At 40.4% G+C, this 24,038-nt stretch carries 21 protein-coding genes and 4 tRNA genes; 3 read left to right on the top strand and 22 right to left on the bottom strand.

What is annotated here, in order from left to right; all coding sequences use genetic code 11:
* Positions 1-27: 27 nt before the first annotated feature.
* Both G622_RS0109110 and G622_RS22320 read right to left on the bottom strand, forming a co-directional pair.
* Entirely contained in the window at positions 28-1,443 is a 1,416-nt protein-coding gene (locus G622_RS0109110; RefSeq protein ID WP_026510461.1) for an MFS transporter, read from the bottom strand.
* Positions 1,418-4,243 (bottom strand): alpha-L-rhamnosidase, encoded by a 2,826-nt coding sequence (locus G622_RS22320; RefSeq protein WP_044957403.1) that lies wholly within the window; start codon positions 4,241-4,243, stop codon positions 1,418-1,420. Before G622_RS22320 ends, G622_RS0109110 begins: the two co-directional genes overlap by 26 nt.
* Before the next feature lie 140 nt (positions 4,244-4,383).
* On the opposite strand from G622_RS22320, the gene G622_RS0109100 reads away from it, so the two are divergent.
* Positions 4,384-5,580 carry a helix-turn-helix transcriptional regulator gene (locus G622_RS0109100; RefSeq protein ID WP_026510460.1) on the top strand — a complete coding sequence of 399 codons (1,197 nt, stop codon included), beginning with the start codon at positions 4,384-4,386 and terminating at the stop codon, positions 5,578-5,580.
* 154 nt (positions 5,581-5,734) lie between these two features.
* Here the strand turns inward: G622_RS0109100 and G622_RS0109095 are convergent, their stop codons facing one another.
* From G622_RS0109095 to G622_RS0109085, 3 genes are all read right to left on the bottom strand, one after another.
* On the bottom strand, positions 5,735-6,424 hold the full coding sequence (locus G622_RS0109095; RefSeq protein ID WP_242832987.1) for a YczE/YyaS/YitT family protein: 690 nt from the start codon (positions 6,422-6,424) through the stop codon (positions 5,735-5,737).
* A gap of 57 nt (positions 6,425-6,481) precedes the next feature.
* Entirely contained in the window at positions 6,482-7,018 is a 537-nt protein-coding gene (msrA, locus tag G622_RS0109090) for a peptide-methionine (S)-S-oxide reductase MsrA (protein ID WP_242832986.1), read from the bottom strand.
* A 196-nt stretch (positions 7,019-7,214) separates the two neighbouring features.
* Positions 7,215-7,298 (bottom strand) — tRNA-Leu (locus tag G622_RS0109085).
* 273 nt (positions 7,299-7,571) lie between these two features.
* Here G622_RS0109085 and G622_RS22315 point away from each other — a divergent pair.
* On the top strand, positions 7,572-8,990 hold the full coding sequence (locus G622_RS22315; RefSeq protein ID WP_044957401.1) for an MFS transporter: 1,419 nt from the start codon (positions 7,572-7,574) through the stop codon (positions 8,988-8,990).
* Positions 8,991-9,281: 291 nt separating this feature from the next.
* Here the strand turns inward: G622_RS22315 and G622_RS0109075 are convergent, their stop codons facing one another.
* From G622_RS0109075 to G622_RS24545, 17 genes are all read right to left on the bottom strand, one after another.
* Positions 9,282-10,589: a TldD/PmbA family protein gene (locus G622_RS0109075; protein ID WP_081675246.1), complete on the bottom strand. Its 1,308-nt coding sequence runs from the start codon at positions 10,587-10,589 to the stop codon at positions 9,282-9,284.
* A complete protein-coding gene (locus tag G622_RS0109070) occupies positions 10,586-11,971 on the bottom strand; it encodes a TldD/PmbA family protein (protein ID WP_026510456.1) in 1,386 nt (461 codons plus the stop codon). Before G622_RS0109070 ends, G622_RS0109075 begins: the two co-directional genes overlap by 4 nt.
* Before the next feature lie 281 nt (positions 11,972-12,252).
* Positions 12,253-12,789 (bottom strand): HAD family hydrolase, encoded by a 537-nt coding sequence (locus G622_RS22310; RefSeq protein WP_242832985.1) that lies wholly within the window; start codon positions 12,787-12,789, stop codon positions 12,253-12,255.
* Complete coding sequence (locus G622_RS0109055; RefSeq protein WP_044957399.1) at positions 12,776-13,666, bottom strand: ParB/RepB/Spo0J family partition protein; 891 nt, start codon at positions 13,664-13,666, stop codon at positions 12,776-12,778. Before G622_RS0109055 ends, G622_RS22310 begins: the two co-directional genes overlap by 14 nt.
* A gap of 24 nt (positions 13,667-13,690) precedes the next feature.
* Positions 13,691-14,032 carry a DUF1622 domain-containing protein gene (locus G622_RS0109050; protein ID WP_026510454.1) on the bottom strand — a complete coding sequence of 114 codons (342 nt, stop codon included), beginning with the start codon at positions 14,030-14,032 and terminating at the stop codon, positions 13,691-13,693.
* 395 nt (positions 14,033-14,427) lie between these two features.
* Complete coding sequence (locus tag G622_RS0109045) at positions 14,428-14,799, bottom strand: hypothetical protein (RefSeq protein WP_026510453.1); 372 nt, start codon at positions 14,797-14,799, stop codon at positions 14,428-14,430.
* Positions 14,800-14,915: 116 nt separating this feature from the next.
* Positions 14,916-15,155 (bottom strand): glutaredoxin family protein, encoded by a 240-nt coding sequence (locus tag G622_RS0109040; RefSeq protein WP_026510452.1) that lies wholly within the window; start codon positions 15,153-15,155, stop codon positions 14,916-14,918.
* A gap of 137 nt (positions 15,156-15,292) precedes the next feature.
* Entirely contained in the window at positions 15,293-15,979 is a 687-nt protein-coding gene (locus G622_RS22305) for an SOS response-associated peptidase (protein WP_049945765.1), read from the bottom strand.
* A gap of 187 nt (positions 15,980-16,166) precedes the next feature.
* Positions 16,167-16,670, bottom strand: a complete 504-nt coding sequence (locus tag G622_RS0109025) for a BRO family protein (protein WP_026510451.1) — start codon at positions 16,668-16,670, stop codon at positions 16,167-16,169.
* Positions 16,671-17,069: 399 nt separating this feature from the next.
* A tRNA-Leu gene (locus G622_RS0109020) sits at positions 17,070-17,153 on the bottom strand.
* Positions 17,154-17,196: 43 nt separating this feature from the next.
* A tRNA-Leu gene (locus tag G622_RS0109015) sits at positions 17,197-17,280 on the bottom strand.
* Positions 17,281-17,323: 43 nt separating this feature from the next.
* Positions 17,324-17,656 carry a hypothetical protein gene (locus tag G622_RS0109010; protein WP_155831441.1) on the bottom strand — a complete coding sequence of 111 codons (333 nt, stop codon included), beginning with the start codon at positions 17,654-17,656 and terminating at the stop codon, positions 17,324-17,326.
* Between the two features lie 56 nt (positions 17,657-17,712).
* The gene (locus G622_RS0109005) at positions 17,713-18,627 is read right to left on the bottom strand and encodes a hypothetical protein (RefSeq protein ID WP_026510449.1); all 915 of its coding nucleotides are present in this window, start codon (positions 18,625-18,627) and stop codon (positions 17,713-17,715) included.
* A 2-nt stretch (positions 18,628-18,629) separates the two neighbouring features.
* The gene (locus tag G622_RS0109000; protein WP_026510448.1) at positions 18,630-19,397 is read right to left on the bottom strand and encodes an adaptor protein MecA; all 768 of its coding nucleotides are present in this window, start codon (positions 19,395-19,397) and stop codon (positions 18,630-18,632) included.
* Between the two features lie 428 nt (positions 19,398-19,825).
* Complete coding sequence (locus tag G622_RS0108995) at positions 19,826-21,151, bottom strand: flagellar hook protein FlgE (RefSeq protein WP_026510447.1); 1,326 nt, start codon at positions 21,149-21,151, stop codon at positions 19,826-19,828.
* 231 nt (positions 21,152-21,382) lie between these two features.
* Entirely contained in the window at positions 21,383-22,309 is a 927-nt protein-coding gene (locus G622_RS0108990; protein WP_026510446.1) for a serine O-acetyltransferase, read from the bottom strand.
* A 21-nt stretch (positions 22,310-22,330) separates the two neighbouring features.
* Positions 22,331-23,632 (bottom strand): CAP domain-containing protein, encoded by a 1,302-nt coding sequence (locus tag G622_RS24545; RefSeq protein ID WP_026510445.1) that lies wholly within the window; start codon positions 23,630-23,632, stop codon positions 22,331-22,333.
* Between the two features lie 252 nt (positions 23,633-23,884).
* Here G622_RS24545 and G622_RS0108980 point away from each other — a divergent pair.
* Positions 23,885-23,958 (top strand) — tRNA-Pro (locus G622_RS0108980).
* Positions 23,959-24,038: the final 80 nt, after the last annotated feature.

Genomic DNA, 24,038 nt, shown 5'->3' with positions numbered 1-24,038 from the left:
CATCATTTGAGTCTAAATTGTAACAGCTTAAGCATTCTGCTCCTTTAACCTCTCTATGTCTCTCTCACAACGATAGAAAAGAAGGAAAAGAACAAACATTGCTCCGGACATAAGCGCCGGAACCCAGCCGTACATGAAATTAATTGCTGTAGATACGCTCTCCGGCTGCCTTTGTCCAAGAGCATCCAGGGCCCCATCAAATCCGGCTGCTGCCAGCACCCATCCAAAAATAGCCTGTCCCAGGCCAAGGCCGATCTTCTGTGCAGCAGATATTCCTGCATTGCCCATACCTATTGTATCAATTCCTGTCTTAAGTTTTCCATAAGAAACTGTATCTGCTACCATACCAAGAGCCATTCCTCCGCAAAGGCCTACTCCAAGCCCCTTGAGGACATTTCCGGCAATAAGGATTACGGGCACTGTGGAGACTGCTGTTGCCAAAAAGCCTATCGCCATAACCAGCATACCAAATGTATAGATTTTCTCCTTGGATATCTTCTTCATAATTACCGGTGTGGCGAACATTATTGCGAATTGAGATATCGAAATGGCGTTGGATAATAATCCATATTTTGACATGTCATACAGCACATACTGAGCATAGAAAACATTGCCCATTGCATAAAAAATGATGATGGTAAACACGACAAAATTTCCGAGAGTCAGCAGGAGCCAATATTTATTCTGAAGCAATGCTTTAACTGTCTCAATGAATGATGTTTTATCAGATTTGCTGCTTTCTGCTTTTGTTTCCTGCAGTTTTACTTCACCCTTTACTCTCTCTTTTGTATTGAAAACGCAGAACAGTGACACAAGAACCATCACTAAACAGTAGATGATCATAGTCATTGTAAATGCCCTCTGCGTATAGAGGGTTTCCGTGCTTGATGTAAACCATCCAAGGAAAGTAACAAAAGTCGAATTGACCACTACATTTGCAAGCGTCTGAAATATCTGCTGCAGATTACCCAGAAGGCCTCTCTCATATTTATTATTGGTTACAAGCCCCACCATGGAATAAAACGGCACGATCATACCTGTAAGGAATACCGCATTTACAATATTGTACAGCAGAAATACATAGATATACTGAGCAAGAGACGGCCAGTTCTGCGGAACAAAAAACAGCAGCATTGTGGATATCGCAAAAGGTATGCACATCCTGAAGAGCCATACTTTTGCTTTTCCCATTTTAGTATCAGTCCTGTCCACCAGGCGCCCCATTATCAGGTCAGATATACCGTCAAAAAACTTGGAAACAGCCAGAATAGTTGCTATAATTCCGGCATTTAACCCCACTGCGGAAGTAAAATAAATTGTCAGGAAAGATCCTATGATACCGTTTATCAGATTAAACCCAAAACCTCCGGAACTGTATGCTATTCTCTCTCCCCATCCTAAATTCCCTTCCGGATCATCATGCTTTGTTGTCAGATTTAACATTTTCATTTCCTCCTATAGTGCGCAATTTCATTAGATCTTTTTTCAATTTTCCGATCATCTCATCAGAAAAGCCCATATAAAACATATTGGATAATGTAGACAGGCTCTCATATCTATAGTCCTCCTGGGATAAGAAGTATTCCAGGAGAGGCGAATCCTCATGGATTATTTCCATAGCCTCCTTATCTGTCATCATATCCTTGAAAAGTGTCCCCTCACTGTATCTACACAGTAAGTCCCTCTCCGGCTGATATTCAAATTCATATACCCCGGCCGTAAAGGTTTCACTCTCATACCCTTCAACCTGCTTTGGAGCAAAAGGAAGTTTAACAGCTGCGCTGCAGTCAAAAGGAATCTCTATTTTAAGGTGAAGCATTCCATCTTGTTTTATCTCCCAGAATACTCTGTAATCTCCATAAACTGAGCGATATGTGCAATCCATATAACGCAGTCCTATATTGGGAGCGGGCTCTATGGCTGCCTTTTTGAATCCGGGTTTAATCGGCTTTATTCCTGCTACATTTCTGTATAGGAATTCCTCCACCGAACCAAAGGCATAATGGTTAAGGGAATTCATCATTGTTCCGGATAGATGTCCGTCATCCAGTACAGAATTCCACCTCTCCCATATGGTCGTTGCTCCAAGGTCTATGCAATGCAGCCACCCCGGATATCCGGTCTGCAACAGGAAATAGTACGCCTCTTCAACCATATCATTGTCTGCAAGAACCCTGCATAATATAGGCGCTCCCACAAAACCACATTTAAGCTTATAGCAGTCTTTGTAGAGTCTCTTCTTAAGGCCATCTATAACCCTCTGCTTTTCCTTGTAGATACCGGTATATAGTGAGACTACATATCCTGTCTGCGTATCTATAGAAAGTCTGCCGGAATCGGTAAAATACTCCTTTAGAATCGCCTCTCTTATATGGTCATGAAGGTTTAAGTAATATACTTCATCAGATGCATAGCCCAGTTCTTTTGCCGCTTTTGCCAAAAGTTCCACCGACATAGCATAGTAGCAGGAGCCTATAAAATATTCATCTGTGCCTCCACTCATACTCTGCTCAGTTCTTCCGTCCAATGCCAGCCAGTCACCAAGCTGTGCTCCCCAGTCAAACAGATATTTTTGGCCGCGCTTTGCGTCATCCTCAGTAATCCTGTCCACCCATGCCTTCATCGCAGGATAGTGCTTTTTCAACACATATATGTCTCCAAAATACTCATAGAGAACCGTGGGAAGAATCGTAGCAATGTCCCCCCAGACACTTGAATATATGGCGCTGTTTTTATCAAAAACCGGTATTACTCCCGGCATTATCCCTGACAATTGCTCCTGTGCTTCCATGAGATCATGCATGAATTTGTCGTAAAAAGCTCCTGTTCTCATGTTGTAGCTTGCAGTCCTTGCAAATACCTGCGCATCTCCGCACCAGCCAAGTCTTTCATCTCTTTGAGGACAATCTGTAGGAAAATCGATAGAATTTGATTTTTGTCCCCAAAGGACATTACTTATGAGTCTATTAACCTTGTCATGACCGGTCTGCACAAAGCCGGTCCTCTCCATGGATGTATAGATTGCTTTTCCGACAAAGTTCTCCTTTGTGATCTCGCCAACCCATCCCGTAATCTTGATATATCTGAATCCGAACCATGTGAATTTGGGGCTCACCCAGCCGCTCTTGCCATCAGATATATATGTAAACTTAGATTTAGCTGCCCTGTAATTGTCGTGGTAAAAATTGCCGTCCTGCAGAATTTCCGCACATTCAAGCACCACCTTAGCGCCTTTTGGCAGCTCTGAGTAGAATGAAACATATCCCGCAAAATTCTGCCCAAAGTCCAATACCGTCTCTTTATTTGGAGTTGTAATAATTTCCTTCAATGCAATGATTTCCTGCTCCAGCACGGGTGGACTTATTCTTGAGATCACACTTCCTTTGTAATCACTTATCAGAGCCTCTTTTTCATAGTTCTCCCTATCTTTCCACAGCAAACCGTTGTAGATATATCCATGATAGATATCACTGTCCTCTATTTCGGATCCTTTATATGTCCAGCTGTCATCCGTCACGCAGATATCTTCGGTTCCATCCTCATAAACTACATGGAGCTCCGACAAGAGCATGAATTTACTTCCCCAGTTTTCATTTGATCCCGCAAGGCCAAAAGTACCTTTATACCAGCCGTTACCCATGAGTACTTCAATCCGGTTTTGCTCACCGATAAGCCTCGTCACGTCATAGGTCTGATACTGAACTTCCCTGTGATAATCTGAATAATACGGTGTAAGAAGTTCTTCTCCCACCCGGTCTCCGTTTATATATGCTTCATACATCCCAAGGCCGGAGATATAGAGTCTTGCCGTTAAGATTCGCTTTGCCTTATCTGTTTCAAAGTTCTTGATGAAAACAGGATGAAATGTATCTTCATCTCTATGAGTAATCCACTTGGCCTTCCATTCCTCATTCATCTTGCCGGTTTCAAAGAAGTAATTTGAAACACTCTCGCATGAGTCTCCTTTTTTCATAGCTACCCATACTTTTACAAAATATCTTGTCCTTGGAGTAGGCACAAAATCCAGCAGTATACAGGCGCTATTTGGCTCCGTTTCCTCTTTCTCATATACAACCATGGAAAAAGCTGCGTCGCGGCTGACTATGATCTTTGCCCTGTCCATGCCGCCGGATGAAGACATCTCCTTCTCTGCTCCGGATATGCGAAATGAAAGCCTGATCGTATCAAAGGCATAGCCTATAGGATTTCTAATGCCGTTTATTCTTACATTATCTACTCTCATATTTTCTCCTCATGTGATAATCACCATTTGTAGTTTTCAGTATACAGTCTGAATCAAAAATAAATATCGTTTTTCTTACCTTTATGATATTATTTTTACATATTTTATCATGCCAAATTATTTTTTATATACGAGGGAAAATGAATAAAACTGAAAGTATGCTTATGAATATAGCTGCAATAACAAAAGTTGAGCTATGTGTAATTGAGGAAGGTAAAGCCGAGAATGTACTCACCGGCGAAAAACTATCTATGGATAATGGAACAATACGCAGCAGGATTGCAACAATTCTAAGCGGCAAATCCTATCCGGTAATCATAATTGACGACAACAACGTGTTTTTTGCCTGTCTGAAGGAAAAAGACACTCGTTTCCTATTGGGACCTGTTTGTGTAAGACCCTTGAGCGGTAGTGAACTTAGAAAACATTATCGTCTTCATCACATAAATCCCCATATCGGGCACGATCCGAAAGTTATGGCCTTCACAGATTTTCTTAATCTGATATCTCTAATCTCGTGCACTATCGGTGGAAAAAGTTATAATCACTCTGAGTTGCTTGCGCTTAACAACCTCCCGGAATCGTTACTATTGCCAAATAGACATGAACAGATTCTGTTCGATTTATCTGCGGATGAAGACACCTCATACCACCATACCTATATGGATGAACAGTCACTTCTAAGCTGTATTCGGGAAGGAAGGACAGATGACGCTCTTATGCACACCATGACTCTGGACACCCAGATAGGAAGAATGTCCAAAAAAGAATATTCACACTGGACTAAATTATGTGCAGTGTCCATAACTCTGTGTACCAGAGCCGCTATTGAAGGAGGCCTGACTCCTGCTCAAGCCTACCGTATAAGTGATTTCTATATGCAAAAGATGGATGCTTGCCAGAGCATACCATCACTGATATCCTGCCGCAATCAAGCCATAACAGACCTCACAGACCGTGTTGCCTCAAAACAAAACAACATACGTACATCCAGTTATGTGGAAAAATGCAGGGATTATGTCAGCAAGAATTATATGAACAAAATAAAAATAGGTACGATAGCTGATTCCCTCGGAATCAACGAATCATACCTATCCAGAATTTTCTCACGTGAGACCGGTAATCGGTTTCAGGATTATGTTAATATAGTCAGAACGGACAGAGCTGCCAATCTTCTGACATATTCTGAAGAGCCGCTGGCACACATCGCGGAATATGTAGGATTCCCTTCACAGAGTTACTTCGGGAAAATATTTTTGCGCTTTAAGGGCATGACACCAAGGCAATACCGGGAAAAACATAAACCGCTTGAATTTACATCTATTACTCAGTCATAGGATGTACCCATTGTTTCATAAACCCCTGTCCTGTACATTTATTTACTAAAGGTTCTGCCATTCCGGCTCCTGCCAGGGAGCAAGCTTTCCTCCATCCATGCACTGCTTCCAACATACTCATCTGTGTCTGTAAGCACTCTGAAAGCAATATTCTTCAGGCAGCTTTTTTATGCATGAAAACCTTCGCAGATTCACCAAGATGCTGATGATGCACGTGTGTCGCATCAAAATGAACCGTCTTAAATGCCATTTGCATAATAGGTCCTGTGGCAAAAGCACATATAACAGTTCCTATCCCAACAGGTCCTCCCAGAAGCCATCCAATAAGCGTTGCTGTTCCAAGAAGCGCAATACTGACAAGACCAATCGGAACCCTTTTGGCACGCTTGGCAAGAGCCACAAGAAGCGTATCCCTTGGGCCACAGCCAAGTGATGCACTCATATATGTATACTGAGTATACGCCATGATGATAAGTCCTAAGATCATAACCGGAATGCCGCTCGCTATAGAATCACATTTTTTCACAGCCTGAATGCTATTAAAGAAATCAACCGCTTTTCCCACAACCAAAGCATCTATAAACATAGCGATTCCTATAGGCTCCTTCAGTGCAATATCTATTCCAAGAATTGCGTAGGACACAGCTATGGAAGCTGTTCCATATAAAATCCCCAGCGTTTTCGCAAGACCAAGATTCAGTACATCCCACGGACCTGCTCCTATGTTGGCCTGAATCGTGAGATATACACCAAATCCATTAATAAAAAGGCTCACCGCCGCAATGAGCATGTTCAAAACAATCTCATGTGTTGTACGATTCCCCATTAAACCTAACTTTTTCATAACTAACTATTTCCAAACTACTTATTTTAATATTTTTGATTTTCTCTCTTCTGAATATCAGGCTTTCTTTCTCCCTGATTCTATGAGTTCTTTTTCAAAGGCTTCAGGATTTTTCAGATAATAATCCTGGTGATACTCCTCAGCCTCATAGAAGTTTTTATAGGGTATAAGAGCAACCTGAACCTTCTTATCTGAACCTTTTTCTATCTCTGAAATCTTAAGTTCAGCCTTTTCTTTTTCTTCAATAGAATTATAAAAAATTGCAAGGGTATATGAAAAGCCCTTATCAATAAACTGCCCCTCTGAATCAAAGGGATCCACATTGGCAAAATAAATATCCAGAAGCCTCTCGTAAGAAACCTTCTCCGGATCATATACCAGCTTTATGGTCTCCCTGTGCCCCGTCTCCTGGTGCTTAACCTGCTCATAAGTAGGATTAACCTCATCACCACCTGCATAGCCGCAGATAACCTTATCTACACCATACATCTTATATATAGGTGTCACACACCAAAAACAACCTCCGGCAAAATATGCTTCTGCCATTTTCCCGGAATTATTCAATTCAGTTATGCTTGTTGCTTCATTATTCATGTCATAAACCTCATCCTAAAAGTCTTGTATTGTACGCAAAAAGATTGTATCACACACCAAAATAAATGCAACACAGTAGAGCAACACCGACCGGAGCGAAGCGGAGACCTTGAACCGCTTGTGAAACAAGCGGTTCTAAGTCCCTCTTCCGCACGACAAAAAAAGACCAGGTCATCCGACCTGGTCTTTTTTGTCGTGCGGAAGAAGGGACTTGAACCCTCACGATGTAGCCATCACAAGATCCTTAGTCTTGCTCGTCTGCCAATTCCGACACTTCCGCATTCAGTTGTCTTTCGCTGTTCTGTATCCGTCAGCGACAACTTCTATATAATAACAAATTCTCAGAAATAGTCAACACCTTTTTTCAACTTTTTTTAAAAATCGTAAATTAGTTTTTATGTAAGCGTTATTTAGTTGTCTATGTGAATATTTACCAATTAATTTATCAATTAATTCTACTAATAGAACACTGAATTTATGCCTCCGGAACCATTCATAGGATACTGTTTTATAGTATAATGGTTTCTATAAATACTGAAAGGACTTTTTTACCATGAAAGAATTAAAACCTATCACAAACAAGCTCTTATGGATTTTTGCGATTGGCCAGTTTGGCTGGAGTCTTCTATCCGGAATTGTTTCTAACTGGATGGTCTACTACTATACCGGCACTCCCAGTGAGCAGAATCCAAACACCGGAGTTTTTGCATCCGGAATTACCCAGACCCCAATACTATTCAGTCTCACTTTATTCGGACTGGTACTTGCAGCGGGACGTATTTTTGATGCGGTCAGCGATCCGCTTATAGCAGGATGGTCTGACAGAAGTAATTATAAAGGCGGAAGAAGAATTCCTTTCATGCGTGCCATGGCCGTTCCGTTTTCACTTTGCACCATAGGCCTGTTTGTTCTCCCGCAGACACAGAATATCATAGTCAATGATACTGTTCTTTTCATATTACTAATGGTTTTCTATTTGTTTATGACTATGTTTTGCACTCCCTACAATGCACTGATTGCAGAGCTTGGAGATACTCAGCAGCATCGAATCAATGTATCAACCTACATTTCATTTACATTTATTCTCGGCCAGAGTATTTCATTCCTTCTCCCCAATGTGGCAGATGCATTAAAAGGAACTGTAGGTCAGGCAAACTCCATAAGATATTCTGTTGCTTTCATGTCATCAATTGCCTGCATAGCAATGCTCTATCCTGCTTTCTATATAAAGGAGCGTGATTACATCGATTCAACGCCAAGTGAAACCAAGCCCTTCAAGTCACTGGCTCAGACTTTTTCAAACAAACAGTTCAGACACTTTGTATACAGTGATGTTATATATTTCTTTGCACTGACACTTTTTCAGACAGGACTTGCTTTTTACGAGACACAGCTCATGGAAATTGAAGACACCTGGACCTTCGTTCTCACTGCCACAATGACCCTGATCAGCGTAATGCTATATCCTATGGTTAATATTCTTGCCAAAAAGATCAGTAAAAAGCCTCTGATCATCATCGGCTTCTTTTCATACTGCTGCGTATTTGCCATTGCAGGGCTGTGTCAGAAGGGCCTTTACTGGGGCTTTATCATAGCTGTTGTAGCAGCTGTTCCCATGGCAATCCTTGGTATTCTCCCTCAGGCCTGCGTAGCCGATGTTGCTGAGCTTACAAGACTTCAGACCGGCGAGGACCGAAGTGGTATGTTTTTTGCCGCAAGAACTTTTGCTTTCAAAATGGGTCAGGCTATCGCAATGGTAACCTTTACCTCAATCACTGTATCTCAGACAAAGATGAGCTACAGAATAACAGCATTTGTCGCACTGATAACCTGCTTTATAGGAGCATGTATCTTCTTTACATTTGACGAAAAGGCTATTCTGGTAGAAATCAAAAAGCTTAAAGACAGCATTAGTGGCGTCAAGAGAAAGCCGGTAACCGTCGTAAGCAAAGCTGATAGAAAAAAGAAATAGTTTATAAGCCATAAATCAGCACTTTATGTTAGTACTGTAAACAGAGCTGATTCATGAAAAATAATTATTATAAAAGCTGTGAAAATGAGGAACAGACATTCCGCATTTCACAGCTTTTTATTTACTCTCCTCTAATAACGATAGTTTATTATCTGACATAGTCCGTTCGGATGCCAGTACCGTTACCCACTCACTGCGTTCATGGACGGTACTAGGCTCTAATAATCGCCTGCTCTTTGTAACCAGGAAAAAGTGATGTTCCTTATCTCAGGCATAGGAACTTTTCAAAATTTACTCAGTTCCTCCGGATATTGTAATTCCTGACATTTCGATATAAGGAATTACTGAACCACCATCACAAACCTGCTCTTTTGAAATCGCCTTGATGTTCTTAAACATCTCAAAGAGGTTGGCACTGATCATAGTTTCAATTACAGCACCCTTAATCTCTCCGTCTTCTACATAGAAGCTGTTCTTTGCAACTCCTGCCAGTTCGCCATTTGCACCGGGCATTCCACAGGAAACCGATCCAACAATGAGTCCCTTTTTAACACCCTTTATCATATCTTCAAAAGAGGTATCGCCTGCCTCAATAATAAGATCCTGTGAACTGTTGGCCGCTCTGTTAACACCGCATTTATTTGCCGCATAAAGAGATGTTGCAAAGCACTTTAATACGCCCTTATCTATAAGCGTGTAGTCCTCTGATCTAAAGCCATCTATGGTATGTCTTTCACCAAGAATAATCCTCTCATCATAGGGCTTTGAACTCAATGTAAACATAGGTGAAGCAACCTGCTCTCCTACTTTATCGAGCCACACACTTGTCTTGTTGATAATAGCAGGGTCCAAAACCGCATTGTAACAAAGGTAGCTGACCATCTGTGAAACGCAGCCGGGAGTGAGTATTATATCTCCTTCAAACTTTTCTGACACCTTAATGGGATTTAATGAATTTTCTGCATCAGTAAGCTCTTTTTCAATATTTCCAAGAGTAATAAGCTCCTTATCAAGGCTGTCAAAGATCACACCTGTACTCGCTACTCCTGTGGTATTTTCTCCATCAGTTCCTGCAAATTCAAGCATTATAAGATAGTAACCAAAGTCACAGTCATCCTTTGTTCCACCTGTATTCATGTAAACATAATGACCCTTTACATATTTTGCGAACATCTCAATCAGTCTTATCTTTTTATGTTTTTCGGCAATTGTATTTGACAGTTCCTGTGTTCTTTCCATGAGCTTGTCAATATCGGGTTCAAGAACACCCATCTTAAACTTTTCAGGTTCAAGGCCGGGAGCAATGTCAAAGCAATCATCTGCATCCCCTGATTCGGCTGAAGCGATTGCATCATCAACTGCCTTTTTTATCTGTTCTTCCGAGCACTTATTTATGCTGGCAATACCCTTTTTATGGTCCTTAATCACTTTGATGGAAACATCATTATCAAAGAGAGTTCTGAAAAGTGTAAACTTTCCATCCTTTACCGTAATCTCATTGGTCTCTGTTTCTGATATTGTAAAATCCGCCTTAAGGCCTTCTTTTTCATTTAAATAAGCATATGTTTTCTCTGCGATATCCAAAATATTAGCCATCATCTGCCTCCGATCATGATCTTGCACTTAATTGCCGGGCCGCCCATTGATACAGGCATTGCCTGCTTTTTACCACAAGTTCCTGATGTATTCCAGGTCACAGTATCAGATACCATATCAACTGTATTTAGCATGTCAAATGCAACACCTGAAACAGTAGTATCAAGGATAGCCTTACCAAGCTTGCCATTCTTGATCTCATAACCCATGGTGATTCCAAACATGAACTCGCCCGTAAGATCCGCCTGGCCATTACCGGTGTTGATAAGATAATATCCATCATCAACAGATGCGATCATATCCTCAAGCTTATCTTTTCCCGGATGAACGCAGGTATTTCTCATTCTAATGAGCGGTTCATCTGAAAAGGCATAGCCTCTTGAATTGCCACAAGGTCTGACACCATAAAAATCAGCACTTTCACGATCGTGCATGAAGCCCTTTAATATTCCGTTTTCAATAAGGACAGCATCTCTTGCTTCTGTTCCCTCATCATCAATATAAACCGGAAGAGGTGCCTTATCGCCAAATGCCGTGGACGCAAAATCAGTGATACTTATAAGCTCCGATGCAACCTTCTTATTGAGGTTAGGGCCTGCCACTGAGCCTCCCTGAACAAGGTCTGCCTCAACGGTATGTCCTATTGCCTCGTGAGCTATCATTCCCGCAACGTCAGGATGGAGAATTACAGTTTTCACCCCGGCACTGGCGTATACACCTTCAGCCTTAGCACAAAGATCTTTATACAAAGCCGCTATCTTTTCATAAATCTTCGCAAGATCACTGTAATTGTCTTCAATATGTCCAAATCCGCCAACGGCATCCGAAACCTCCACAGGCTGTCCATCCTTAGAGGTCATATTCAATGTTACATAAAGAGTTGTTCTCGGATACGCCACATGACCATCTGCAGCATCAGATGTTACTATAATCTTCTCCATAGTATCTTCTCTGTAAGCTACAACCCTGCTTAAAAGATCAGGATATGTCTTTTCAATATGAGCATCAATTTCCTTGCAGAGATCAACAAGTCTCTTCTGCTCAAAATCGATGATCATCCTTGGAGAAACTATGGTTTTCTGTTCAAGAATAGGATAAGGGTTCTTCTTTTCAGTGTTGAACTTATCAAGATATCTTGCATTTTTAGTTGCAGCAGCTATAGTCTTTGCAGCTGCTTCGGCAGTATACTCTGCCGTGGAAGCGAATCCGTATGCACCATTTAAGTACACTCTTGCGCAGATTCCACTTTCCTCAGATCTTACATTAGTCACAAGATTACCATTTTGAATGACAATCCTGCGCAGCCTGCTCTCCTGCCCTCTGAGAACAGATTGCATTCCTGTCTCAAAAAGACTCTTTTTCCCCGTTAAGATGTCTTCCAGCATTTTTCATCCTCCATACATTCTTTTTTGCAGATAACAAAATTCTTTTCCTTATTTTCAAAAGTCATAAGGCAAAGATTTCATGAAATCTCATGTACTTAAACACAGTAAACCATAGCCCCCTCCGCATAATCACTGCAAAAAGCACATCCAATGTAACAAAATTTTGTTTTGCCACATAGAATATTTTATATGAAATAGCACAAAAAACAAAGGATTTTTCAGAATATTTCGAAAAATCCTTTATCACTTTAAAGTTTTCAATTACTGCTACTTACTTAAACTTATTGGGGAGCATTTTCAAGTTCTTCCAATTCGTTCAGATGTCTGATTTCCTCAGCTCTTTTGATAATCTTTTCCTGCCACTCATCGTCCTGATCAGTCAGCTGATATGCCCTGTATCCGTACTGCCTGCCAAGGGAACACACTATGGACTCGTCGTCTATGTGAAGCGATATCCGATACATGCTGGGCAGCTTTTGCGGAAGTGTCGTTGCACTGTCTCTTTGAACTTCCTTTATGTGTCTCATTGCATTTACAATACCATCGAACTTTACTCCATAATGCTTGAAAAGATTTTTAATATATTTTTCCGTCCGGTATGAAGATGTATACACCCACACCTCATATCCCATTTCCTGCAGCTTATTTATAAGCTCAGGAGTTCCATATCTAAGACGCTCCTTGTATATTTTATTAAAAGGAAACTTTAGCGGAGGTTCGGTCTTATGAGTTTCCGGATATACAAAAAGAACCTCATCAAGATCAAAGGAAATCCGCATTTTATCCTCTTTTTTCCCCACTGTTTTATTGCTGCTCATTAGCAATCGCTTCCTCCACAATTTTCATTACTTTTGCAGACCATCTTTCATCATTTTCAGGTATGTCAAAATGATCGAATTCTTTTGATCCGCTGTAGGTTCGAAGAACAGAATCATTATCTACGCTTATTGTTTCCTTGTATTTGTTGGCAATAAGCTGATCAGCAGTCTTTTTCTTTTCAACGACACCAGTATTGTCCAGTTTGCGCGCCGTACCGGTCACAATGCCATCAACATCCACAGAATATTTCTTAAACAGCTTCTTTATATAGTCCATGGAATAATATTTTGATGAAAAAACCCAGACATCATATCCCCTCGAATGGAAAAAGTGGAATAGCGCAGGCACGCCGAGCCTTACCTTTTCTGGAAATTTTGAAGTATCAAGCGAAGAAGGAATATCTTCAAATCTGTCTTCTTCACTTGCGAAAATTATCTCATCAAGGTCAAAGGTAACCCGCTTATTGCGATCTGATTTCTCAAGCATTTTTATAATATCAGAAGGCTTGGTAAGATTGACTATATTGACAGGCATTTTTTCTATTCCTGCAATGATAGCCGCTGCCCACCTGTGATGCCCGTTAAGAATCATATACCCATCCGGTCTGACCTTTTCAACCATTAAAGGTTCTGTATCCAGAATACCATTTCTCGCAATATCTTCCCTGAATTTTTTCTGGTACTCAGATATGATTCTGTAGCTGGGTCCTACCGAATCTATGCAAAATTCATCATTTGGGTTAGGATGGAGCTTTTTTACTGATACCTTATTAAACAGAATGCTCTCCAATGGCGATGCTTTCACCGGCACATAGACACCTTTATATTTTTCCAGTTCACTTTTTAAATAAGCAGAAAAACCTGTGGAATCACTCATATTCTCCCTCACATGAAAACATAATTACTTTTTAGGTTCAAGGGCTTTCTCTTCATTTTTGATTTCCCAATGAATAAGGAACGTAAGCGTAGCTCTTAAGGCAATGATTGCTCCCAGGATGCCAAGCTCTGCCCACTCGCGGACAACCACGGTTCTAAGAACCTCTCCGCCCAGCTTAAATTCCAGTGCCAGCGCAATTCCCTGGGCCAGCTCAAGTCTTATGGAATCTTTCTTCCTGATCCAGAAGATGAAGCTCTTTATTGCCGTGTACACAAGTATACATATTCCAAAGAATTCCAATAACAGTGTTGAAAACTCGACTATATAGCGAAGCAGATTTTCTGCATTCAGATACAGTTCTTCCATAGCGCCTCCTTATTTCAGGGAGATTATGCAGCTTAATAAGACTTAAGTATCACATGTAAAAAGCTTCAGGAATCCCGGAACATTTTGTCTCAATACTCTTTTTAACCTATTACTACATATTTATTTTATTATTCTTATTTTGAACATATCAATAAATCTAAAGTTAAGAAATAATAAACTTTATATTTTGTCTGAAATTCTATAAAAAGGCATGTTGCTTGCAACATGCTCGCGCCGAGCGCGGTTGCATTTATGCAACAATTACCATGCGCGCGAGTGCGCATCCATAGCGGAGCGTTTTTATATATTAGGGAATTCGGAGGAATTTCCTAATATATAAAAAAGATTCGACTGAGACCTTCAATCGAATCTTTATATATATTATTATTTATTTTTTAATCCTTAATATGTTCTGTAATATTTACAGCAAATCCGGAAGGTGAAAACAGCAGAGTTGCTCTGGATGAACTTGTATCCGTAACCTTGTCTCCACGCGGATTCACAAATCCATGACCAATCAGAAAATCATAAGCTTCCTGGAAATTATCTACATTAATATTCACTGCTGTGATATCCTGTGGCACATTATTAGAACTTGCAACATTAATGCGATTTCCATTGGCATCCTTCAGATTGTAATTAATGTTATTTCCGCCTTCAATATCTGACTTTGTATGGCGTTTCTCAAAGCCCATTTCTTCAAATACTTTTACAATAGAATCTGCATCTTTACTTACAATCAGTGGACAAAATCCTGTGATTTTCATGGTTGTACCTCCTCGTATAGGAAAACTTGAATTGTTAGCACTCCACTGTATTGTACTCTAAGTAAATTAATTATATATTAACTGCCCATAAAAATAGTTGAAACATTTTCAGCTAATCAGTTCTGCGGATTGTCCTTAAGCCACTGTATTATATCCAGGCTCTCGTACATCGGATTCCCATCGATAAACAGGCATGGAACCTGCATTTTTCCGCCAACTCTTACAAGCTCATCAGCTGCTTCCTGACTATGGCTAATATTTACATATTCAACATCGGTTCTTCCGACTTCATCTATATACTGCTTTACTCTTCTGCAAAATCCGCAGGTATCTGATACAAATAATTTTAAGTCCATATGCTTTACCTCTCTTTCATAATAGTTCCACTGAGAATAGCTCTCAGTTCATTAAGTTATTAAATATCATCTAAAATTACGATTTGTTTGTGCGCAATAGAATTGTATCACAATTCAATGTAATTGCAAGTAATTTATTAAAACAAACTGAGCTGCTCGTATTCCATATGACTATTAAGCTGAGGCATCTTCTCACTAAGCATCTCTTTTGCCGCATAACTATCCCAAAGCCAGTCTTTTACCTCCGCCTTATCTATCATAAGCGGCATTCTGTCATGAACTTGAATCATGGACTTATTAGCCGCCGTTGTAAGAACAACAAAAGAATCTCTGTTTTCAGATAGCTGATAGAATCCTGCCAAATAGATCGGACTCTTATCATTTCTGTAAAACGTAACCTTATTTTTCTCCTTGTCCCATTCATAAAAGCCTGCTGCCGGAAGGATGCACCTCCTTCGAAGGACGCTCTCTGAAAACATAGTTTTTTCAAGAACCGTTTCTGCTCTTGCATTTATGATGAGCTTCTTATCCTTACCCTTTATTCCCCAGAATATCTCTGAGACATTAATAGTATCGAAGGTCTTGTTGTTATCCGTGGTATTACGTTTGTCCGTAGTGTTGCATTTATCCGCGATATTGCATTTATACGTTTTAATTTCAATATTTTTGCCATCATTGCTTCCATTTTTATTTGCGAATAATGCAGATGCCATTATTCCGGGAGTGATATCCCCAGCTTTTAAAGATAAAGCCCCTTTCGGTAGCCCCAGCTCTTCTTCCACATCTCTTGCCGTTTTATCGTCTATATAATACCTTCCGCACATGATTATGCCCTTCCGAAAACAGGTGATTTGCAACGTGATATCGTAGTTTTTATCAATTGTTTTATAACGGAGATGGTACTGTAACAACAAATTCTTTCCATGAAAATCCGAAGTTACGGGGAAAATCCCCAAATGTTCCTTTCATCTGTTCCGGCATTTCTTTGTATGAATATTTCATCTTCGTACCTCACTCATCTAACATCAGTTTGCCGGCTTTAGCTTTTTTCTGAAGCCGTTCCATTTGTTCCTTTTCAATTTGCTGAATACTTTTCTCCGGTGTTGGCAAATCTTCGGGCATAGTTCCACCAATCTTTTCTATTGCCTTTCGAACCTCTCGCCCGACAGCGTAATGGTTTTGCGTTGCCTTATCAGCACCTTGAATGTTGTCTTTCCGCAGTTTTTCCTCTGTTTGGGATATACGGAAGAGATTCGCTATCAGTTCGGTGCTTCCCATGTAGTCAAGGATTTTCTGGTTGATCGTCAATCCCTTCTTGTTATGGATATCGTCGACATCCAGTCCGGCGTTTTCACACGCAATCATTGCTCGCTTTATCACCTTATGAAAATTATCCCATTTTGCGTATTCCAAAACCGGCGCAAGCTCTCTGGCGCTCCAGTATTCACTACCATCATCGCGAATATGTTTTATATCTTCAAATCTTTTATATTCTTTTCCTTTAAGAGACGGCATATTCTTGTCCACCTTTCAGAACTGATGTTCGAAATTATTTTATCATACTTTTTTGATTATTGCACAAGGAAATTTATTTATAAGCTATCAGTGCATAGATATTTAGATATAATGAAATATCCTGGGTGAAGCACTCCTGATCACCCTAAGTTTCTCTCCCGCACGACGAAAAAAAACAGGTCATTCGACCAGGTTTTCTTTGCTTTGCGAGGAGACCTTGAACCCATACAGTATATTATTCGAAATGCGGAAGAAGGGGCGCACGAGGTCCGGGGGACCTCGGTTTTGCGCCGACCGGAGCGAAGCGGAGACCTTGAACCGCTTGTGAAACAAGCGGTTCTAAGTCCCTCTCCCGCACGACGAAAAAGACCAGGTCATTCGACCTGGTCTTTTTTGTCGTGCGGAAGAAGGGACTTGAACCCTCACGATGTAGCCATCACAAGATCCTTAGTCTTGCTCGTCTGCCAATTCCGACACTTCCGCAAATATGATATAAAATTGTTGTTGCCAGAGTTTCGAACTCTAGTGCAGGAAAAGGGACTTGAACCCTCATGATATTGCTATCACACGGACCTGAACCGTGCGCGTCTGCCAATTCCGCCATTCCTGCAAGCAACAATAGATATTGTAGCCACTCAAAGCAGTTTTGTCAACTAATTTTTAAAAAGAATATCTGCCGCTTTAAATAAATCGTTATAACTCCTGTATTTCTGCGCATATTGCACCACAGATACAAGCAAAATCAAAAAGCTTATCAGCACCAAAAACAACATTGGCGGTGAGGGATAAGATAATAATCCGATAAGTGAAGCTACAAATGAAACAAAAAAAGCTGCCATCATTATAGTTCGTCTGAGAAGCTCATTCTGGATTATCTCAATAAGAGACATAATTTCCTTTTTCTCTGCAACAAGTTTCTCATCCGATAAAAGATCAATCTCCAGCTTCTCCACCCGCTTAATTCTTTCACGAATTCTTTTTTCCATACCCGCACCTCTAACTTCAAAAACACATTTCATACAGCCTCGACGATACATATAACTCAGCAATTAAAAATATCCAAAATCATCCGGTTCACCCGATTGCTTGAGCCAATCCCCAATTCGCCATAAGCATCTTCAGAATCCGGCAGACATTCCCCGCAAACATCTATTGCCAATATATCACTTCCAAAGCGCTGATTCAAATAATTAAGCGCATCCTGAAGCTGAGTTATGCTCATATTCCCCTGATCCCAGTTAGTCTTTATTTCATCAGGTGATAATACATCCTTGTCTACAGAGATATACACTTTCCCGAAATCGTAATTCTGAAGCCTGGATATATCACTTAAGAAAAATACTCTTCCATCATATTCAGGAAACTCGTCTTGTGTTTCTTTTACAAGACCTTCATCTGCACCCACAATGAATACTCTGTTAAGTTCAGGTCTATCTTTTAATGTATTAAGTATCCAGCTACCGCATGAAAGAATTTCTCCATAGGATGTCCATTTCATATCTGTGTGATGATCAAAAACTATAAGATCAAAAGGCAGCTGCTCTCCACTTGATAGTTTTTCACACATTACATCAATCAGTATCTTGGACATATAGTGATAATTTCCATTGTCAAAAAAACTGATTTTGTGGACATATTCATTTGGGGGAGTCAATTGCACTGCCTTATTCTTTATAAAGTCATAAGCATATTCATCACAGATGCAGTTTGTGCCACTAATATCCTTTAAACTTAAATAATCAGATTTATCATCAGATACTTTTTCCCGCGCATCAAAAAGAAAACCCGAATGACCAACATCTTTTGCTATTTCTTCTGCACCAAAAAGAAAATCAGAATGTTCATCATTAGCTTCCGGTTTTTCTGCATCTAAAAGAGAACGAGAGCTCTCTTTATCATAAAAGTCGAAGCCCTCGTTCTCATAAATTCCTGTAAAATCGTAGATTGTAACACTCATAATTACTTAGCAAGCATCTCCTGCAAGTGAAGGAGTGCATCCTCCTTAATAATGCATTTTGCTGTCTCTTCAACGTGAGTCTGCTCAGCAGAGTTCATCATCAGCTCCTCTGCATATTCAAGTCCGCTTCTTCGAAGATCATAAACTGCATTTTCTCCGTCAGGTTCAAGTACAAGAGTTAAGTAATACTCATCATTCTCCTTGTAGAGTTTTGATGATGTAATGGGAAGACTGTAGGAAACTTTGGCAAACCTTGCTGCGGAATTTATGTCCTTAAATCTCGCCATATATTTTTCTGTGTTGACTATAGGCTTTGCCATAGCCTCGATATGAGGCTCCTGCTCCTCATCCTGATCATATATCTGCTCAATAAGCTGTGATACATGACTTATCATTTCGTTTAGCGCCTGCCCTTTATCAGAACCGGTCTTTGCTTTGATCGAGTCAACCCTCTCCTGGGTCATCTCCTTAAGAATAGCCTCTGCTGATCCACGTATTCTGTCTGCTGATTTCTGTATATCCTCATTCGTCATCTTAATTGCAAAGATACGAACGCTGCCATCTACCATCATATTCTTACTCATCATGAGTACTTCTGTTTCGGGATCATACCCCAGCTGCTCGCCAACCTCCCTGTTCAGCTGCGCCATAAATGGAACGGTTCTCTTCTCTCCATTCATGATTGCTTCAGGGGTGAGGCCTATTTCGCGTAACTCTGAAGCAGCAATGCTGCATTCAACTGTCGTGTTATTCATTTTAACGATTACCATATAGCCTCATCTCCTTTCTATAAAAAAATGAATTACTACGTTTAGTGATTATAGCTCATTATGTCAGCACTGTCTAGTATCGAGTGCTAATTGTCGGATAATTCACCTTTCCTACTATTATTGTACTATATATTTCGGTGCAAAGCACCTATTTTATTAGATAATTCTTGAACGAATATTTACAAAATTGGTACACGCTATTTTCTATCATAGAACAAAAAGCATCAACCAAGCTAATGGCATCATCAAGATTTTCAATCAAAGTAGATAAAATCATGTACAAACAATCTGGTTGATTATGAATGAGCCAACACTCTAGAATATTATTGATTAAAATAAGAATTTCGCTGAAGTAATATTATTAATTAAAAAGACTTCTTGTGGGCAAAAATAAGATAGCCCACAAGAAGCCTTAAAATATTATCCTATTAGCGCTTAAGCTGCCTGAGTTCATCAAGCAATGTATCAGAAACGGTTATCACGCGGCTGTTTGCCTGGAAACCTCTCTGAGTAATGATCATGTCTGTAAATTCAGCAGAAAGATCCACATTACTCATCTCCAGTGAGCCTGAGCTGATATAGCCGCCATCATCATCCACATACATATTTCTGGCAGGCCCTGAGTTGGGAGTTACCGCATACAGATTTTCTCCCTGCTTTTCAAGACCGGTGACATTAGCAAATTCAGCAACGACTATTCGTCCTGCCACTCTGTTCTGATTATTACTGTAAAGTCTTGTGATCGTGCCATCACGGGCGATTGCAACTCCGTTCATATCTCCCTCAGGATAGCCTTCACCTTCTCCCTGGGCATCTCCGCGGTGAGCCTCAAGCGAGGAACCTGACATGCCGTTTTTGGGCGCATAATTGTTTGTCCCGGAAAAATCAAGCGTAAGCGGTCCTGCCTGTCCTGCATCACCCTGGAAAGCAAGCTGTACCTGTCCCTGGGCATTTCCATTAGCGCTTACAAAAGCTCCGGTTGCAGGATTATAAACCAAATCAATAGTCGGATTAGGTTCTGCAACGCCACCTTCAATCTCCTGATGATTTTGATCAAAGATTGTTGTCACAGTTACACGATAAGTTGAATCATTAGTATCACCTGCATTATCGAATTTTAATCTTGCAGTATAGGTATTTCCATCATTACCATAGAACTCCATGTCTACGGTTCTGCCTCTTTCGTCTGCCAGAAGACTGTCTGTTTTACTGATGATTCCTGTTATTCTTTCATAGGTTGTAGGCGCACCGGCCATTTTCTCGATATTCCCCTCATTATCAATCGGAATAACCTGAATTCTCTGGGTAGCACCTGCATTTTCAGCATCAGGGCCTGAGCCGCGAACATAAAAACCGTCAGCTCTTGTTACAAGATATCCCTGCGCATCCACTGTGAATGCTCCATCTCTGGAGTAATTCATTTCACCTCTCTGATTCTCAATAACAAAGAATGAATCACCGGTGATACTGAGATCAAAAACATTATCTGTCTGCTGAATTGATCCCTGTTTTTCAATGTTTGTCATTATAGCCGAATATTTAGCACCAAGACCTACCTGTTTAGCGTTAATTCCACCCTTAGTCATGGTAGGACCGGCTGCTTTTCTTGCATTCTGATAAAGAAGATCTCCGAAAGTAGTCTTCTGTGCTTTATAGGATGTTGTATTAACATTCGCAACGTTATTACCGATTACATCCATCTGAATCTGATGTGTCTTTAGTCCGGCAACTCCGGACCACAATGATCTCATCATAATCTCACCGCTTTCAAAATCGCAAACAAGTGCATATTATTCCTACATCAACTATTTCGGACATTATCATGAAAATCTTTAGCCTGATAGAATCAAGAATTTCGCTTGTGAAATTCTCGCGCATAGCGCTGTTATTTAGTAATGCCTGATAAAAGCTTCCGGCACCGCAATGAAACTAATGCCGTAAAAACGACATATATTCCAATGCGATGCCGGAAGCTTAATCTTTCATTAGAAATCTTTGGAATCACCTTTGTTAAACTGAAGTTCCTGGTTTTTGATACTTACCTTTGTTCCGGGTGCAATAGATGATGTCAAAAATGCATTTGATCCAACCACTGAATCGTGCCCTATAACAGTCTCTCCACCAAGAATTGATGCACCTGCATAAATTGTAACATTATCTTCGATAGTAGGATGTCTCTTTGCCCCCTTGAGAGCCTGCCCGCCCCTGGTGGAAAGAGCACCTATGGTAACGCCCTGATAAACCTTAACATGCTCACCAATTATGGAAGTCTCACCTACAACGATGCCTGTTCCGTGATCGATCATGAAGTATTTTCCGATAGTAGCACCGGGATGAATATCTATTCCGGTTTTTGAATGAGCATACTCAGTCATAATTCTGGGTATGAGCGGCACCTTTAAAAGATAAAGTTCATGCGCCATTCGATTAATGGCAGTCGCAAAAAGTCCCGGATAGGACAGTATTATCTCTTCCTTGCTATAAGCTGCAGGATCTCCATCAAAGGATGCCTGAAGGTCAGTATCTATAAGCGCACGGATATGAGGTATCTTTTTGAAAAACTCATAGGTTATATATCTTGCACCACAAGTAAGAGTCTCATCGCTGGCGTTCTCATATTCATCCACATGTCTGAACGCTATGGCAATCTGTTTCTGAAGATTATAAATTGCATCCTCAATTATCACTGCTACACGATTTGTATCATTATAGCTTCTGTAAATCTTATCCCTATAGTAGCCAGGATATAAAACACGCATAAGCTTTTTTACGATATCCACAACCATATCCCTGTCAGGCTGATTGAAAATATCCATCTTATCTACATCCCTGCCATTGTTGTAATCATTGAGGATAAGCTCAACAATGCCTCCAATTTCATCTCTAATATTCTGACGCTCTCCGATATCCATAGCCATCTCCCATCAAAATTGTTATTTTGTTTTTGCCATTCTCACTTCGGATTTTTTGCCGTAAATCTTCTCGTCATGAGCAATTCTATATGGAACAATATAATAATAATATTTTGTTTTACGCGCAAGCTTTTTGTCTATATATGTAAGCTTTAGCTGATTTTTCACCGTACCGACTTTTTTATACCCACTCTTTTTTGCAGTAGATCTGTAAATCTCATAGCCGGCAGCCCCTGTGGATTTAGTGTACGAGAGCGTTGCATTTTTCGTTCCCGCCTCAATATTTGTCCACAATACCTTGGAAGGCGCATAGTCCTGGATCTTTGCTCCAAGTGAATTCAAGGTCTTTTTATATGAATTCAGATCATCTGCTGCGATGTACATATTAACATTTTTAGAATTACTTATGGTCCTGGAATAATCTGAATCATCCGATGTGTAAGCAAAAAGCTGAACCCAGTAATGTACATTATTCACCTTGCAGTGACCGATGGCACAAACATTGTAATTTGTGCTGAGCATGTTTCTTCTGTGCCCCTGCCCCACATAGCCATTATTCGCTTCAAGAAAAGCATCAAAAGCCTTGGCTGCTGTCTTGTAACCGTAGGCAATATTTTCGCCGGCATATTTAAATTTATAACCGTTTTCCTTGAAAGCACTGAAACAATCCTTGCCACTGGGTCTCTCGTGATTGAATTTGATAGCAATTTCGGCAGCCCTTAACATGGCAATCTTTTCAAGATTGTAATCATAAGCAAGCTTGCCTATTCCCTGTGTATAGACTTTCTGCGTGTTATTTGCATTCCAGAGCCAGGTGTCTTTTCCTGTTCTGAAATCATTTATCATCTTGTGCATATTCCTCGCAGATTTTTGGGCATATTTAACTTTCAGCTTAACCTTTGAAAGTGGAAATCTTGTGGCTGTTTTTGCTTCAGATTCAGCAGTCAGCAGCTCCCCATCAAATCCCTGAACCATGTAGGTATAAATTCCGCCCTCTTTCATGGCATCAGTATCTGTATACTTTAAAACATCCCCCTGAACTGTGGCGATGAGCTCATAGGGCATACTGCTCTTCTGTTTTCTGAAAACATAATACCCTTTTGCACCATCCACTGCCTTCCAGTTAACGGTGAGTCCCTCATAATCGTTAGTGATTTCCGTGATCACAGGACCTTTTACAACATTTTGGGCTGTAACTTGCGGATTTTCTGCTGCCTTTACAGCAATTGTCCCCACAGGCAGCTGCACACCGGCAGAAAATAATGCAGCCGCAAGTGCAGTAGCAATTACACACCTGCCGGCAGTAATAAAATCTTTTTTCATAAATCCCCCTAAACTGATTTTTTTAGAAGCTTTCAAATATCAAAAGCGTACCGGACCAGCTCCTCGCAAAACGGGGGCCGTATCCTGCAAAGCAGGATTCTTGCGGGCTAATTCCGCAATAAATCCTCATTCTGAATCCGTATTTTTAGCTCTATCATCATATTATAATTCAACTTTTTAATAATGTTATAAAAAAAATTTAAAAAAGTTGTTGCTTTTATTTTGATGTCGTGATAATATACCTTTTGTCGCCGGGGTGTAGCGCAGTTGGTTAGCGCGCTATCTTAGGGAGGTAGAGGCCGCGAGTTCGAGTCCCGCCACTCCGACTATTATAAAAGATCGTAGACATTTGCTCTACGATCTTTTTTATTTCTTATTATTTGAATGTTACAATATTCACTATTTT

It is taken from the genome of Butyrivibrio sp. LC3010 (genome assembly GCF_000424385.1).
Classification (GTDB): domain Bacteria; phylum Bacillota; class Clostridia; order Lachnospirales; family Lachnospiraceae; genus Butyrivibrio.
This window is presented reverse-complemented; position numbering and strand designations above follow the sequence as displayed.

Bases quoted from the DNA above. Each gene is read 5' to 3' on its own strand.
- G622_RS0109110 (WP_026510461.1), bottom strand. From the start codon at position 1,443: ATGTTAAATCTGACAACAAAGCATGATGATCCGGAAGGGAATTTAGGA.
- G622_RS22320 (WP_044957403.1), bottom strand. From the start codon at position 4,243: ATGAGAGTAGATAATGTAAGAATAAACGGCATTAGAAATCCTATAGGC.
- G622_RS0109100 (WP_026510460.1), top strand. From the start codon at position 4,384: ATGAATAAAACTGAAAGTATGCTTATGAATATAGCTGCAATAACAAAA.
- G622_RS0109095 (WP_242832987.1), bottom strand. From the start codon at position 6,424: ATGAAAAAGTTAGGTTTAATGGGGAATCGTACAACACATGAGATTGTT.
- msrA (WP_242832986.1), bottom strand. From the start codon at position 7,018: ATGAATAATGAAGCAACAAGCATAACTGAATTGAATAATTCCGGGAAA.
- G622_RS22315 (WP_044957401.1), top strand. From the start codon at position 7,572: ATGAAAGAATTAAAACCTATCACAAACAAGCTCTTATGGATTTTTGCG.
- G622_RS0109075 (WP_081675246.1), bottom strand. From the start codon at position 10,589: ATGATGGCTAATATTTTGGATATCGCAGAGAAAACATATGCTTATTTA.
- G622_RS0109070 (WP_026510456.1), bottom strand. From the start codon at position 11,971: ATGCTGGAAGACATCTTAACGGGGAAAAAGAGTCTTTTTGAGACAGGA.
- G622_RS22310 (WP_242832985.1), bottom strand. From the start codon at position 12,789: ATGAGCAGCAATAAAACAGTGGGGAAAAAAGAGGATAAAATGCGGATT.
- G622_RS0109055 (WP_044957399.1), bottom strand. From the start codon at position 13,666: ATGAGTGATTCCACAGGTTTTTCTGCTTATTTAAAAAGTGAACTGGAA.
- G622_RS0109050 (WP_026510454.1), bottom strand. From the start codon at position 14,032: ATGGAAGAACTGTATCTGAATGCAGAAAATCTGCTTCGCTATATAGTC.
- G622_RS0109045 (WP_026510453.1), bottom strand. From the start codon at position 14,799: ATGAAAATCACAGGATTTTGTCCACTGATTGTAAGTAAAGATGCAGAT.
- G622_RS0109040 (WP_026510452.1), bottom strand. From the start codon at position 15,155: ATGGACTTAAAATTATTTGTATCAGATACCTGCGGATTTTGCAGAAGA.
- G622_RS22305 (WP_049945765.1), bottom strand. From the start codon at position 15,979: ATGTGCGGAAGGTATTATATAGACGATAAAACGGCAAGAGATGTGGAA.
- G622_RS0109025 (WP_026510451.1), bottom strand. From the start codon at position 16,670: ATGCCGTCTCTTAAAGGAAAAGAATATAAAAGATTTGAAGATATAAAA.
- G622_RS0109010 (WP_155831441.1), bottom strand. From the start codon at position 17,656: ATGGAAAAAAGAATTCGTGAAAGAATTAAGCGGGTGGAGAAGCTGGAG.
- G622_RS0109005 (WP_026510449.1), bottom strand. From the start codon at position 18,627: ATGAGTGTTACAATCTACGATTTTACAGGAATTTATGAGAACGAGGGC.
- G622_RS0109000 (WP_026510448.1), bottom strand. From the start codon at position 19,397: ATGGTAATCGTTAAAATGAATAACACGACAGTTGAATGCAGCATTGCT.
- G622_RS0108995 (WP_026510447.1), bottom strand. From the start codon at position 21,151: ATGATGAGATCATTGTGGTCCGGAGTTGCCGGACTAAAGACACATCAG.
- G622_RS0108990 (WP_026510446.1), bottom strand. From the start codon at position 22,309: ATGGATATCGGAGAGCGTCAGAATATTAGAGATGAAATTGGAGGCATT.
- G622_RS24545 (WP_026510445.1), bottom strand. From the start codon at position 23,632: ATGAAAAAAGATTTTATTACTGCCGGCAGGTGTGTAATTGCTACTGCA.